Here is a 12,036-nt window from a genome sequence, read left to right on the forward strand (position 1 = left end):
GGCGGCTTGTCAGTCAGTGAGTGGCCCCCTGGTGCCGAGCTAAAAAAGAACCCCCTCTTTGAAAAAGAGGGGGTTCTTCAGCAATCTGAAACGGGCCTCCACTGGAGGCCCGTTGGCTATTGATAAACCACGTTTTGGTGCTTATCCCTTGCGGGATTTGGGCCCCGGCAGTGGCGCCGTTGGCTGGCGGTAATCGCCATAGGGGAAGATATTGCGAAAACGCTGGGCCACCGGTTCGGGGATGGATCGGGAGAAGATCAGCTTGACCCCGTCACCATCGCGCTGCCCCACAATGCGACCGCGCACCGTGTCGTGGCGCAGGATCTGCTTGGCATGCTCAATAAAGGCGGGTGACACCTTACCCTGCTTGACCACTACCTTGCCGGGGGCAAGGCGGATCTCGAACAGGGCGCCACGCCCCAGCTTCATCAACCACCAGATCAGCGCAATCGCCACTATCAAGGAAATCCAGGCCATCTTCATCCCTCCCAAGCTCTTGATATAAGGCAGTATAAGCGGCCGTGCGTTCCGATTGTTTGGCGCCGATCACAGCCCCCGCCTCAACGTAATACCGCCTCTTTGCTCAGCAATCCTTGCCCCAGCCCACCAGCGTCTCGCGATAGAGCGCCAGCAAGGCTTCATCGCGCACCGCCACCCCGACCTGCTGCGGACGATAGGCTGCCCAGTCATCGTGGGAGTGGCGCTTGCCATCGAACTTTTGCAGGGTGTGGCCGATGGCCGGGCCGCTGGTGATAACCCGCACCGGCCCTTCGCGCAGGGTAAAGAGAGTCGGGTCAATGACATAGGCGATGGCGGACGGGTCGTGGACATGGCAGCCGGAGAGCCCCAGCTTCTCCGAGTAAAAACGCAGGTAGAAACGGCTCACATCCCACAGGAACTGGCCCGGCTCGCCCGCCTCGTCACGCAGCGCATCGAGATAGTCGCCGCTGAAAAAACTCTGCTGGGTCACATCCAGCCCGATGATTACCACCGGCCAGTCGGCGGTAAAGACCCGGTCGGCGGCATCGGGATCATCGTGGATATTGGCCTCGGCATAGGGGGTGACGTTGCCGCGATGGCCATTGATACCAAAAGCGCCGCCCATCACCACCACCTGTTTCACCAGCGAGACAATCTCGGGCGCCTGTTGTAGCGCCAGCGCCAGATTGGTGAGCGGGCCGATAGTGACCAGGGTGATCTCCCCCGGCGCGGCTTTCACCGCCTCGACAATATATTGCCAAGCGGGGCGAGGATCCGGAGCGATAGTCACCTCCCCCGCCTCCATGTCGCCAAAGCCGCTCGGGCCGTGGACTATGGTGGTGGGGCCGACCGGCTCGCGCAGCAGCGGGGCGGCAGCGCCTTTGGCCACATCCGCTTTCATGCCGTACTTCTGCTTGAGCCAGAGGGCGTTGTGGGTGCCATTGTCGATGGTGGCGTTACCAAAAACGGTGGTGATGGCGAGCAACTCGATGGCGGGGTGGGCCTCGGCAAACAGGATGGCCATGGCATCGTCGATACCCGGGTCGGTATCCAGAATGATTTTATGGGTCATGAGAAATTCCTACGGTGACAAACCCTGCGACAAAGGGGAGAGTCTACCCGGCTGACGGCCCCATATCCCGGCATGGGATCACAGACCGGGCCTTTGCTCCCGGCAGCGGGGGCGCTGCTGGCGACAATTAGCATAAAAAACGCGGCCCTGTTGCCAGCGCCGCGCCCTTTATCGTTGTTCGCTATCTGCTATCTGGCAGTGATCTGCCTGACCGGATCCTCAGTGCTTGCGATGCCAGCGCGGTGAGGTCGCCTTCTCCCCCCAAGGAGTGACGCAGGGGAGCAGTGCCCCTTCAATCACCATCTCGCTGCCCGCCAGCGCCTCAGCGATCTTCTGGTGCAGCACCCGCAGTACCTTGCCCTCGTACTCGGCCAGAGAGTGGCCCGCGGCAAAGAATTCCGGCTGATATTGCAATGCCAGCTTCTGGGCGAATTCGTAGGTGTTGAAGCAATCCGGCATCCGCTCAACCACATCTTCAAGCCGGGCCAACAAGCTGTTCAGTTCCCTGGTCATAGTGCTCTCTCCGTGTAGGTTAATAGCCAAAAACTACCCCTTATTAGATAAGCCACCAACGAGCAAACTACAAAAGTGTGGGGAGACACACAGTTCTCTCTTGCGTCCAGCTCGCGGTGAACAGGAGAGAGCTTGTCAGCTTTACATTCCGGTAACAAACAGCTAGATTTAGACCGACTAATCAGTCGGTCATTTTTCATGCGGAGAACAACATGGGTGCGGCGCAGCTTCAACACACTCCTGAGGATATCCTCGCCATCAAGCTGTCCTTGCCGGATCAGCTGGCACGGCTCAAGCGGGCGAGTCTGGCTCACCCCATGCCCACCCTGGCCGAGCGCCGGGCACAGCTGACCAAACTCAAGCAGGCGCTGCTCGCCCACAAGGGAGAGCTGTGCAAGGCACTGGCAGCGGATTATGGCCAGCGTAGCCACTACGACAGCCTGATCGCCGATGTGCTGCCCTGCATCATGCAGATCAACTACACCCAGAAGCGGCTCAAGCGCTGGATGCAGCCCCACCGTCGCCATGCCGGTCTGCTGCTGGCGCCCGCCAAAGTGGAGGTGCACTTCCAGCCGCTCGGGGTGGTCGGCATTATCGTGCCGTGGAACTTCCCGGTGATGCTGAGTCTTGGCCCCCTCATCACCGCCATCGCGGCGGGCAACCGGGCAATGCTGAAACTCTCCGAGTTCACCCCTCATACCAACGCCGTGCTGCGCACCATGCTCACCAGCGTGTTTGACGAGCACGAGATCGCCATCATCGAGGGGGATGCCCAGATGGCGGCGGCGTTCAGCTCACTGCCGTTCGATCACCTGCTCTTTACCGGCTCCACCATGGTGGGCAAGCTGGTGATGGCTGCCGCCGCGCCCCAGCTCACCCCCCTCACCCTTGAGCTGGGTGGCAAGAGCCCCTGCCTCATCGCCCCCGACATGCCGGTCGCTACCGCAGTCGAGCGGATGATCTTCGGCAAGAGCCTCAACGCCGGGCAGATCTGCGTCGCCCCCGACTATGTGCTGTTGCCCCGTAGTGAGGTAGAGAACTTTATCGCCGCCTATCGCAGCCACTTCAGCAAGCTCTACCCGCAGGGGCTCAACAGTGCCGACTACGGCGCCATCATCAACGACCGCCAGTATCAGCGCCTCGTCAGCTGGCTGGATGAGGCCGAGCAGGCGGGCGCCGAGCTCCACCCCTGTGGCAGCCCTGCCCGCGACGACCAGCGTCGCCTGCTGGTGCCCCACCTGCTGACCGGGGTGCCCCATCATTGTCAGGTGATGCAGCAGGAGATCTTCGGCCCGCTGCTGCCGCTCATTCCCTACGACACCCTGGAGGAGGCGCTCGCCTATGTGGCCGAGCGGCCCCGCCCGCTGGCCCTCTATCTGATGAGCTTCGATCCCGAGTTGCAGGCGCGAGTGACCCGGGAGACCCACTCCGGCGGCATGGCGATCAACGAGAGCCTGTTTCAAGTGGCGGCCGACGATGTGCCGTTCGGCGGCATCGGCGCCTCCGGCATGGGCCACTACCACGGCCACGAGGGGTTCCTCACCTTCTCCAAGGCAAAAACCGTGCTGACCCGCGGCAAGTTCACCACCGGCTCCCTGATCCATCCGCCCTACCACAGCTGGATCCAGAAGCTGATGATGGCCTTCTTCCTGCGCTGATGGAGATGACCATGAACCAGGCTATCCCGCAGCCACAAACCATGACCGACAAGCGCCGCCAGATCCTGGATGCCGCCCTCGCCCTCTGCGCCGAAGATGGCCTGCAGGGGGCCGCCACCGCCCGTATCGCCAAGGCGGCCGGGGTGGCCAACGGCACCCTGTTCCACCACTTTCCGAGCAAGGAGGCGCTGATCCTCGCCCTCTATCAGGATGTAAAAACCCGGATGGGGGCCGCCATCCATGAAGCAGACCCCGCCCTGCCGCTGTACGACCAGACCCGCCACTACTGGCAGCTGGCGATGAGATGGATGCTGGCGCATCCCAATGAGCTCAAATTCGTGCTCGGCTTCTTTCACTCCCCGCTGCTGGCCAGACCGGCCCGCAGCCAGATCCTGAACGATGCCCTGCGCTTTCTGCCTGCCCTGCTGGCAAAGGGGCAGGCCAGCGGCGAGCTGATGCAGGCTCCCGCACCACTGTTGCTGGAGGTGTGTCAGGGCCAGTTCCTCGCCTGCGCATCACTGTTTGTCGATCAACCGGAGCTGGGAGAGGACGACTACTGGCAAGCCAGTGCCTTTGCCCTCTTCTGGTCAGCCATCTCAGGAGCCAACCCCTATGACAACTCCGACCGTTGAATCTCTGGCCGCACTTGGCCGCCGCCTCTGGATCACCACTCTGCTCTGGGTGGTGGGTCGTACCCTCTGCCGCGCCGCCCGCACCGATGAGGCGGTACGCCGCGAATTGGCGCCGTTGCCGGACGGGCTGGCTATTCGCCTCGAAGTGGGCGGCATCGGCTACGCCATGAACATGCACAAGCAGGGGGGCCGCTGGTATCCCGGTGCGCCTGTCGCCCCCCATGCCACCATCCATCCGCTGCGGGTACGCTTCAAACACCCCAATATCGCCTTTCGCGCCCTGAGCTTTCGGCTCGGGGTCAATCAGGCATTTGGCGAAAACCGGCTGCTGGTGGAGGGGGATCTGACCGTTGCCATGCATCTGGTGCGGGGGCTTGAGCAGTTGCAGTCCCTGATCCTGCCCGCTTTTATCGCGCGGCCTCTGCTGCGCCACTATCCCGCCCCGACCAACAAACTTGGCCGGGCCTGTAACATCTATCTGGGTCTGGTGACCGGCTAACGCGCAAGGAGCCTTGAAATGAGCCGCTATTACGATTTCTTCTGCCCGGTCAAACTGCTGGCCGGTGAACAGGCGCTGGAGCAACTGGCCAGCGAGCTGGCAAGCCTCGGGGCCCGTCGCCCGCTGCTGCTGACCGACAAGGGGGTCAATGCCACCGGCCTTGCCACCCTGCTGGCCAATGTGCTGGCCGAGGGGGAGCTGCCGGTCGCCGCCATCTGGGACGAGATCCCGGCCGACTCTTCCACTGCCGTAGTGGAGCGGATCGCCAAACGCTATCGCGAGCTCGACTGCGACAGTCTGGTGGCGCTGGGGGGCGGCTCGGTCATCGACACCGCCAAGGCGGTCAACATTCTCACTTCCATGGGGGGTGAACACCTGCTCGACTACTCGGGCGCCGGTTGCCTGACCCGTCCTCTCAAGCCGCTGGCGGTGGTGCCCACCACGGCGGGCACAGGATCAGAGGTGACATTGGTTGCAGTGATCAAGGATGAGGCGAGCGGGCGCAAGGTGCCCTTCACCTCACCCTTCCTGCTGCCCCAGCTGGCGGTGTTAGACCCGCGCCTGACCCAGGGGCTGCCCCTCAATATCACCGCCGCCACCGCCATGGACGCCATGACCCACGCCATCGAGGCCTTTATCGGTACCGCCAATAACCCGGTGAGCGATGCACTGGCCCTGATGGCGGTGGAGAAGATCGCCAGCGCCCTGCCGCAAATCATCCACGACCCGCAAAACAAACAGCTGCGGCTGCAACTGGCGGAAGGCTCCACGCTGGCTGGCATGGCCTTCTCCAACTCCATGGTGGGGCTGGTGCACGCCCTCGGCCACAGTCTGGGAGCCCGCTGCCATCTGCCCCACGGGCTGTGCATGAACCTCTTTTTGCCCACCGTGCTCGACTACAACCGCCCCGAGGTGGATAGCGAGCTGGCCCGACTGCTATTGCCACTGGTGGGGGCCGAGCGATTTGCCGCTACCCCGGCCCATCAGCGGGCGGAGGCGACCATCACAGCTATTCGCTCCCTGCGCGACACCTTGTGGCAAGCGGTCAAGCTGCCGCGCACCATGAGCGAGGCTGGGGTAAGCGATCGCTCGCTACTGACCGAGATACGCGATCTGGCGGTCAACGACGGCGCTATGCTGTTCAATCGCAAGGACGCCGACCGTGAGCAGTTACTTACCTTGCTGGAGCGAGCCTGGGCCTAGTGGCTAATCGGCTACAACCTCACAAATAAACTGGAATGGCGCATCAGGATGGTGCGCCAACAATGAAAAGAGTTGATCAAAATCATCTTGGTTCTTTTTGCTCGCTCGGTTGTGGCTATACCAAATAGCCCCCGTATCCCCCATCCACAATGAGATTCTCTTGGCCAACAACAGCCGAATTTTTCTATTTTTACCTGCTGTTTCACACTGAGCCTTGAATTCAGGGCATGATGCATCGGAAATCGCAATCTGCCGCTGATCCGGGCTGTTCTGACTTTGAGCCAACACCTTCCGGGTAACTTTCAACATTACCGTGTCCATTTTTACCTCTTCCGAACTTGCTGATTATTGCCACATCGATTCGTGCCAAGATAAAAGCCAGAGAGCAAGAGCTGGCTCAATAATCCTGATAACAATCGATACATCATCCACTATCTGTTCTATACCTTGGCTAACAGTTATGTTGTGCCGAGAGACCCAACTTTATGCCAGAGGTGCCCACCATGAGCGACATCATCCATCAGGCCAACCAGCAGCAGTTCATCTGTACGGTGGAGGGGAAAGAGTCGAGACTGCGCTACCGGCGGCTCGATGCCAAGACCATCGACGCCTACAGCACCTTCGTGCCGCCCGAGCTGCGAGTGCAGGGGATTGCCGATCAGCTGGCACGTGCCTTCTTCAACTGGACTCAGGCGGAGGGGCTCACTATAGTGCCGAGCTGCCGCTACATTGATGTCTGGTTACGCCGCAATGCCAACAACTGAACCTCTGAACACCGTCCTCGAACAGCAATTCCAAGCCAAAACAGAAGCCCTGCTGCGGGCCGATCCGCAGCGGATGGCCTGCCTGCAAGCCGCGGCCGAGCTCAATCTGCCCGACTGGGCGCTGGGGGCCGGTTTTATCCGCAACCTCATCTGGGATCACCTTCACCACAAGGCGGTGCCCACCCCGCTCAACGATATCGACCTTATCTATCTCGATAAAGCCGATCCGCAAGGGCTGGCCGAAGCGGAGCACGAAGCCTGGCTCGCCAAACGCCTACCCGGCCAGCAGTGGGAAGTGCGCAATCAAGCTCGCATGCACACTCGCCAACTGGTAGCGCCGTTTGCCAGCAGCCTTGAGGCGCTCAGCCACTGGGTCGAAGTGCCCACCTGCATAGGCGTGCGCCTGAACCAGTGTGGCGAGTTCGAGTGGCTTGCCCCCTACGGCTTTGCCATCAACTGGTCGCTGCAAGTGAGTGCCAACCCCAGATGTCGTCAGGACAAACAGATTTTTACCCAGCGCATCAAGGAGAAACGCTGGCAGACTATCTGGCCTGACCTTCAGGTAAACTGGCCATAACCTGATTGCAATCTTTCGATAACCTTGGGCACACTAGGGGAAAAGCTGGTTGTAACTCAATGGGTTAAATAATGCGCGACTTCTTCTCTCTCGAACGCTGGCTACCGGGCCTCGCCGCCCTGCTGCATTACCAGCGCGCCTGGTTGATGCCAGACCTTCGCGCCGGACTCTCGGTGGCGGCTGTGGCACTGCCCGTCGCCATCGCCTATGCCGAGCTTGCCGGGGTGGGGGCCATCGTCGGCCTCTACTCCTGCATCCTGCCCATGCTGGTCTACGCCCTGTTTGGCACCTCCCGACAACTGATTGTCGGCCCCGATGCCGCCACCTGTGCGGTCATCGCCGCCGTGGTGACGCCGCTGGCTGCAGGCGACCCAACCCGTCACTGGCAACTGGTGATGACCATGACCGCCATGACCGGCTTCTGGTGCCTGATTGCCAGCCGCTTCAAGCTGGGAGTGCTGGCGGACTTTCTCTCCCGCCCGATCCTGATGGGGCTGCTCAATGGTGTGGCCATCACCATCATGGTGGGCCAACTCTCCAAGATCTTCGGCTTCACTTTCAGCGAACGTTACCTCATCGAGCGGATCGCCAGCGGGGCCACCTATATTACCCAGACCCATCTGCCGACCCTGGCCATGAGTCTGGTGGCCCTGCTCACCCTGCTGCTGGCCAAGCGCTACAAACCGGCATGGCCCTCCTCCATGGTGGCCATGGTGGTGACCGCTGCGCTGGTGTGGGGCTTTAATCTCGGCCAGTTTGATATCGCCACCCTGGGGACGGTGGGCTCCGGCCTGCCCGCGTTCCAGATGCCGGAATTTCCCCCCGGTCTGATGCGGGAGCTGGTGCTGCCAGCCCTTAACCTGGCCATGGTGAGCTTCGTCTCCATGATGCTGACCGCCCGCAGCTTTGCCGCCAAAAACGGTTACGAAATCGACGCAGACAAAGAGTTTCGGGCCCTCGGTATGGCGAACCTCGCCTCCGCAGTCTCCCAAGGTTTCGCCATCAGCGGTGCGGATTCGCGCACTGCTGTCAACGACGCCAACGGCGGCAAGAGCCAGCTGGTCTCTATCATCGCTGCGGCGGTGATCGCCCTCATCACCTTCTATCTGACGGCGCCGCTCAAATACATTCCCACCGCCGCCCTCGGGGTGGTGCTGGTAATGGCGTCCCTGTCGCTCACCGATTTTCGCGGTCTTTGGGCCCTGCGCCACTCCGATCGCTCCGCCTTCTGGCTGGCGCTGGTCACCTTTATCAGCGTGCTTACCATGGGGGTGATCCCGGGGATCACCCTTGCCGTGTTGCTGGGGCTGTTCCAGTTCCTGCGCAATGTGATGCGCCCCACTGACCAGCTGCTTGGCATGGATGACGAGGGGGTAGTACGTACCCTGGGGGACAACGAACAGGCCAAGGCGATCCCGGGTATTCTGGTCTATCGCTTCAACTCGCCGCTCACCTACTTCAATGCTCCCTATTTCAAGCGGCGGGTGCTGGCCCTGCTGGTGCAGGATCCGCGAGCCCCCAAGTGTCTGGTGATCGATGCGGTCGCCTGCTTCACCCATCAGGACATCAGCGTGATGAGCATGGTGGGAGAGCTGCACAAGGAGCTGAAACGGCGCGGCATCCATATGGTGATGGCGGGTCGCCACGGCCAGATGACCCACTGGCTCAAGCAGGCTGGCGTGCGGGTGGGCGACGAGGGGATCATCCTCTGCCCCGACATGTATCAGGCGCTACGCCTGACCCGCTGCTACCGCGAGCCGGTGTTCAAGGATGATGCGGTGGTGGAGAGCACCACAGATGCCATCCGCTCAAATTGGCCGCAGGATGATGCCCTGCCCGACTCGGCGCGCCTCACCCTGCCAAGCGAACAGGAGGCGGGCGCCACGCCTGCCTGACCCCTTGGCCTGCTCCCCTGGCCGGTGCAATCCTGCACAAGGATTGCACCGGCCTTGGCCTTGGTGTTAAATGCGCCCCCAGAGGGCACTCCCCCGTACCCTCCCAGCTGTTGGACATGCCATGCAATCTCAATCCCACGCAGGCCCGGGCACGCTTTTTGCGCTGACCTGGCCGCTCTTTATCGATCTCGCCCTGCACTTTCTGACCGGTGCCCTCAACACCTTCATGGTGGGTCATGTCTCCTATCAGGGAGTGGCGGCGCTGGCGGTAGGCAATCAGGTGTTCGATCTCGCCATCACATTGTTCAGCTTCGTCAGCATCGGCACCAGCGTGGTGATCACCCAGTATCTGGGGGCCGGCGATCGGGAGAAGAGTCGGGTGGTGATCCACACCGCCATCGGCTTCAACCTGCTGATCGGTCTGGTGGCCGCCATCGGCGTGATGGCGGGCGCCAGCACCATGCTGGCGCTGATGAACCTGCCTGCCAATCTGATGAGCGACGGGACGCTTTACTTGCAGATCATCGGTCTCTGCCTGTTACCGGAAGCCGCAGCCCTCTGTCTGGCAGCCACCCTGCGCGCTCACGGCCACACTCGTCAGGCGATGTATGTGACCCTGATCGTCAACCTCATCACCTTCGTCGGCAACCTGCTGCTGCTCTACGGCTGGTTCGGCCTGCCCCAGCTGGGGGTCGCCGGTGTCGCCATCAGCACGGTCGCGGGCCGACTGGTCGGCGTGGTGCTGCTGGTGTGGCTGGTAGCACACAAGACCGGCATTCGACTGGTGGTGCGCGATATCGTCCACCCCAGCCGGGAGATGCTGGGCAAGGTGCTCCATATCGGCCTGCCTGCGGCGGGGGAGAACCTCTCCTGGATGCTGCAGTTTATGGTGGTGACAGCCTTTGTCGGACTGCTGGGGGACAAGGCGCTGGCAACCCAATCCTACTTCTTCCAGATCTGCCTGTTTATCCTGCTGTTTGGCCTCTCCATCGGCCTTGGCAACGAGATCATCATCGGCCATCTGGCGGGGGCCAGACAGTTCGATCGCGCCTATCAACAGCTGCTCAAGAGCCTCAAGCTGGGGCTGGCGGTCACCTGCGTCATCGCCGTGGCGGCGGCCCTCAACGGCCGCACCATCATCAGCCTCTTTACCGATGATGCCGACATCATCACCCAGGTGGCGCAACTGTTTCTTATCAGCCTTATCCTCGAGCCCGGCCGCACCTTCAATCTGGTGGTGATCAACGCCCTGCGGGCCACCGGGGATGCCCGTTTCCCCCTCTACATGGCGTTGCTCTCCATGTGGGGAATTGCCGTGCCACTCTCCTATTTCCTCGGTATCATGCAGGGTTATGGACTGGTCGGTATCTGGCTGGCGCTGGCCTGCGACGAGTGGGTGCGCGGTCTGGCCATGTTCTGGCGCTGGCGCAGTCGTCGCTGGCAAAACAAAATTCTTGTTGAAACAAAAGCGGAATCACAATGAAGAAGATAGGACTCTTGCTGGCTGCCATCCTGCTCAGCCCCCTGGCCATGGCGCAAACTGCCCCTGCCGCTCCCAAGGCTCAAGCCACCCAGACCTGGTATGTGGCCCCCATCGTCATCGATGAAACCAGCGACGCCCAGAAGGCGCTGACCAAGGACTTCATGGCCCAGATGATCAAGACCATCAAGATCAACGAGTACCAGACCGGCAAGGCGGTGGGCAACACCAAAAAGCCCAAGTGGCTGATCCGCACCAAGCTGATCCCCGCCAGCAACGAGCCGCTGGTCGGCAAGAAGCACCCGCAGGGTCTCACCTACGGCAAGGGCAATCCGACCCAGGAGATCGTCGGCGAGCTGCTGATGAACGGCACCCTGGTGGCCCACATCGGTCAGGGCTGGCGTGAGCCTATCATCCCGGGGACTCCGGTGGCCGACAAGCTGACCATCGCCAACTATCGCTACGCCATCGGTGATCAGGCCAAGTCGGCGGATCTGGAGGAGCTGGCTGCCCAGATTGGCTTTGAAGCGGGCAAGGTGATCCACCGCGACGGCAAGCCGCTGCCCGAGAAGAAAAAGAAAAAAGAGCAGGCGGACGAAGAGAAAGAGTAACGTCGCTCGCATCCATAAAAAGGGGCCAGTCGGCCCCTTTTTTGATCCTGCTCCCTCACGCCAACACTGCCCCTGTTGTGACTCGTCGCACAGTTTGGCTCACCATTCAGATTGACAAATCACTTATCTTGTTTTGATTCAACAAGTTATAAATATCCCGCCGAATACTCCAAATCATTGCCCCCAAATCTGATCAGGATCACATTTATCCCCGGCACTAAGGGGTAGTTTTGGTCTTACAGGCACAATCAAACGAAACCAAGGAGGCTCCATTACATGTTCCCAGAGTACAGAGAACTCATCTCGAAACTGAAGAGCAGTGATGTCCATTTCCAGAAGAAGTTTGACTTGCACAACGACCTGGATGCGGAGATTAGAAAGTTGGAAAAGCATCACGCCAGCGACTATAGCGCCGAGGTGAGAGATCTGAAAAAACAGAAACTCAAACTGAAAGAGGAGATATACGACATCCTCAAACAACATCCACAATAGATGCCTCGAAGAATATGCGGATAAGCAATTTATCCCCCAGCCCGGCCCACGCGCCGGGCTTTTTGTTGTTTCAGTCAATTAGTTGATACCCGAGCCTACCGATCTTGCCGGTAGTTTGTTACATTTTTCCCTTGGAATTCAGGGAATAACAGTGATGATA

At 60.7% G+C, this 12,036-nt stretch carries 14 protein-coding genes; 10 read left to right on the plus strand and 4 right to left on the minus strand.

The genetic code is table 11. The features are described 5' to 3' along the window. Positions 1–141 precede the first annotated feature (141 nt). From ACW5W8_RS06720 to ACW5W8_RS06730, 3 genes are all read right to left on the minus strand, one after another. On the minus strand, positions 142–477 hold the full coding sequence (locus ACW5W8_RS06720; protein WP_005353195.1) for a DUF3634 family protein: 336 nt from the start codon (positions 475–477) through the stop codon (positions 142–144). Positions 478–583: 106 nt separating this feature from the next. Next, complete coding sequence (locus tag ACW5W8_RS06725) at positions 584–1,552, minus strand: nucleoside hydrolase (RefSeq protein ID WP_498627007.1); 969 nt, start codon at positions 1,550–1,552, stop codon at positions 584–586. A gap of 219 nt (positions 1,553–1,771) precedes the next feature. Continuing rightward, on the minus strand, positions 1,772–2,065 hold the full coding sequence (locus tag ACW5W8_RS06730; protein WP_257690454.1) for a hypothetical protein: 294 nt from the start codon (positions 2,063–2,065) through the stop codon (positions 1,772–1,774). 212 nt (positions 2,066–2,277) lie between these two features. Here ACW5W8_RS06730 and ACW5W8_RS06735 point away from each other — a divergent pair, with 212 nt between their 5' ends. Genes ACW5W8_RS06735 through ACW5W8_RS06750 form a run of 4 tightly spaced genes read left to right on the plus strand, consistent with a single transcriptional unit; the run spans position 2,278 to position 6,057 of the window. Beyond that, positions 2,278–3,723, plus strand: a complete 1,446-nt coding sequence (locus ACW5W8_RS06735) for a coniferyl aldehyde dehydrogenase (RefSeq protein WP_498627008.1) — start codon at positions 2,278–2,280, stop codon at positions 3,721–3,723. Positions 3,724–3,734: 11 nt separating this feature from the next. Next, complete coding sequence (locus ACW5W8_RS06740) at positions 3,735–4,355, plus strand: TetR/AcrR family transcriptional regulator (protein WP_498627010.1); 621 nt, start codon at positions 3,735–3,737, stop codon at positions 4,353–4,355. Then, positions 4,336–4,854 carry a hypothetical protein gene (locus ACW5W8_RS06745; protein WP_120413941.1) on the plus strand — a complete coding sequence of 173 codons (519 nt, stop codon included), beginning with the start codon at positions 4,336–4,338 and terminating at the stop codon, positions 4,852–4,854. The genes ACW5W8_RS06740 and ACW5W8_RS06745 overlap by 20 nt, the downstream gene beginning before the upstream one ends. A gap of 18 nt (positions 4,855–4,872) precedes the next feature. Then, complete coding sequence (locus tag ACW5W8_RS06750) at positions 4,873–6,057, plus strand: iron-containing alcohol dehydrogenase (RefSeq protein WP_498627011.1); 1,185 nt, start codon at positions 4,873–4,875, stop codon at positions 6,055–6,057. A gap of 3 nt (positions 6,058–6,060) precedes the next feature. Here ACW5W8_RS06750 and ACW5W8_RS06755 read toward each other — a convergent pair whose 3' ends face one another. Beyond that, entirely contained in the window at positions 6,061–6,366 is a 306-nt protein-coding gene (locus ACW5W8_RS06755; RefSeq protein WP_498627012.1) for a hypothetical protein, read from the minus strand. Between the two features lie 194 nt (positions 6,367–6,560). Between ACW5W8_RS06755 and ACW5W8_RS06760 the strand changes: the two genes are divergently transcribed. From ACW5W8_RS06760 to ACW5W8_RS06785, 6 genes are all read left to right on the plus strand, one after another. After that, the gene (locus ACW5W8_RS06760; protein ID WP_064340127.1) at positions 6,561–6,821 is read left to right on the plus strand and encodes a GNAT family N-acetyltransferase; all 261 of its coding nucleotides are present in this window, start codon (positions 6,561–6,563) and stop codon (positions 6,819–6,821) included. Further along, positions 6,808–7,398, plus strand: coding sequence for a nucleotidyltransferase family protein (locus ACW5W8_RS06765; RefSeq protein WP_498627013.1), 591 nt, complete (start codon positions 6,808–6,810; stop codon positions 7,396–7,398). Before ACW5W8_RS06760 ends, ACW5W8_RS06765 begins: the two co-directional genes overlap by 14 nt. A gap of 71 nt (positions 7,399–7,469) precedes the next feature. Then, a complete protein-coding gene (locus ACW5W8_RS06770; RefSeq protein ID WP_021230679.1) occupies positions 7,470–9,293 on the plus strand; it encodes a SulP family inorganic anion transporter in 1,824 nt (607 codons plus the stop codon). 121 nt (positions 9,294–9,414) lie between these two features. Then, positions 9,415–10,776: an MATE family efflux transporter gene (locus ACW5W8_RS06775; protein WP_005347236.1), complete on the plus strand. Its 1,362-nt coding sequence runs from the start codon at positions 9,415–9,417 to the stop codon at positions 10,774–10,776. Beyond that, positions 10,773–11,384: a hypothetical protein gene (locus ACW5W8_RS06780; protein ID WP_498627015.1), complete on the plus strand. Its 612-nt coding sequence runs from the start codon at positions 10,773–10,775 to the stop codon at positions 11,382–11,384. The genes ACW5W8_RS06775 and ACW5W8_RS06780 overlap by 4 nt, the downstream gene beginning before the upstream one ends. Before the next feature lie 276 nt (positions 11,385–11,660). Beyond that, positions 11,661–11,876 (plus strand): HP1242/YdcH family protein, encoded by a 216-nt coding sequence (locus tag ACW5W8_RS06785; RefSeq protein ID WP_005337763.1) that lies wholly within the window; start codon positions 11,661–11,663, stop codon positions 11,874–11,876. Positions 11,877–12,036 lie beyond the last annotated feature (160 nt).

The sequence above is a fragment of the Aeromonas aquatilis genome, assembly GCF_054052405.1.

Bases quoted from the DNA above. Each gene is read 5' to 3' on its own strand.
- ACW5W8_RS06770 (WP_021230679.1), top strand. From the start codon at position 7,470: ATGCGCGACTTCTTCTCTCTCGAACGCTGGCTACCGGGCCTCGCCGCC.
- ACW5W8_RS06745 (WP_120413941.1), top strand. From the start codon at position 4,336: ATGACAACTCCGACCGTTGAATCTCTGGCCGCACTTGGCCGCCGCCTC.
- ACW5W8_RS06765 (WP_498627013.1), top strand. From the start codon at position 6,808: ATGCCAACAACTGAACCTCTGAACACCGTCCTCGAACAGCAATTCCAA.
- ACW5W8_RS06755 (WP_498627012.1), bottom strand. From the start codon at position 6,366: ATGTTGAAAGTTACCCGGAAGGTGTTGGCTCAAAGTCAGAACAGCCCG.
- ACW5W8_RS06725 (WP_498627007.1), bottom strand. From the start codon at position 1,552: ATGACCCATAAAATCATTCTGGATACCGACCCGGGTATCGACGATGCC.
- ACW5W8_RS06735 (WP_498627008.1), top strand. From the start codon at position 2,278: ATGGGTGCGGCGCAGCTTCAACACACTCCTGAGGATATCCTCGCCATC.
- ACW5W8_RS06740 (WP_498627010.1), top strand. From the start codon at position 3,735: ATGAACCAGGCTATCCCGCAGCCACAAACCATGACCGACAAGCGCCGC.
- ACW5W8_RS06720 (WP_005353195.1), bottom strand. From the start codon at position 477: ATGGCCTGGATTTCCTTGATAGTGGCGATTGCGCTGATCTGGTGGTTG.
- ACW5W8_RS06750 (WP_498627011.1), top strand. From the start codon at position 4,873: ATGAGCCGCTATTACGATTTCTTCTGCCCGGTCAAACTGCTGGCCGGT.
- ACW5W8_RS06775 (WP_005347236.1), top strand. From the start codon at position 9,415: ATGCAATCTCAATCCCACGCAGGCCCGGGCACGCTTTTTGCGCTGACC.
- ACW5W8_RS06780 (WP_498627015.1), top strand. From the start codon at position 10,773: ATGAAGAAGATAGGACTCTTGCTGGCTGCCATCCTGCTCAGCCCCCTG.
- ACW5W8_RS06785 (WP_005337763.1), top strand. From the start codon at position 11,661: ATGTTCCCAGAGTACAGAGAACTCATCTCGAAACTGAAGAGCAGTGAT.
- ACW5W8_RS06730 (WP_257690454.1), bottom strand. From the start codon at position 2,065: ATGACCAGGGAACTGAACAGCTTGTTGGCCCGGCTTGAAGATGTGGTT.
- ACW5W8_RS06760 (WP_064340127.1), top strand. From the start codon at position 6,561: ATGAGCGACATCATCCATCAGGCCAACCAGCAGCAGTTCATCTGTACG.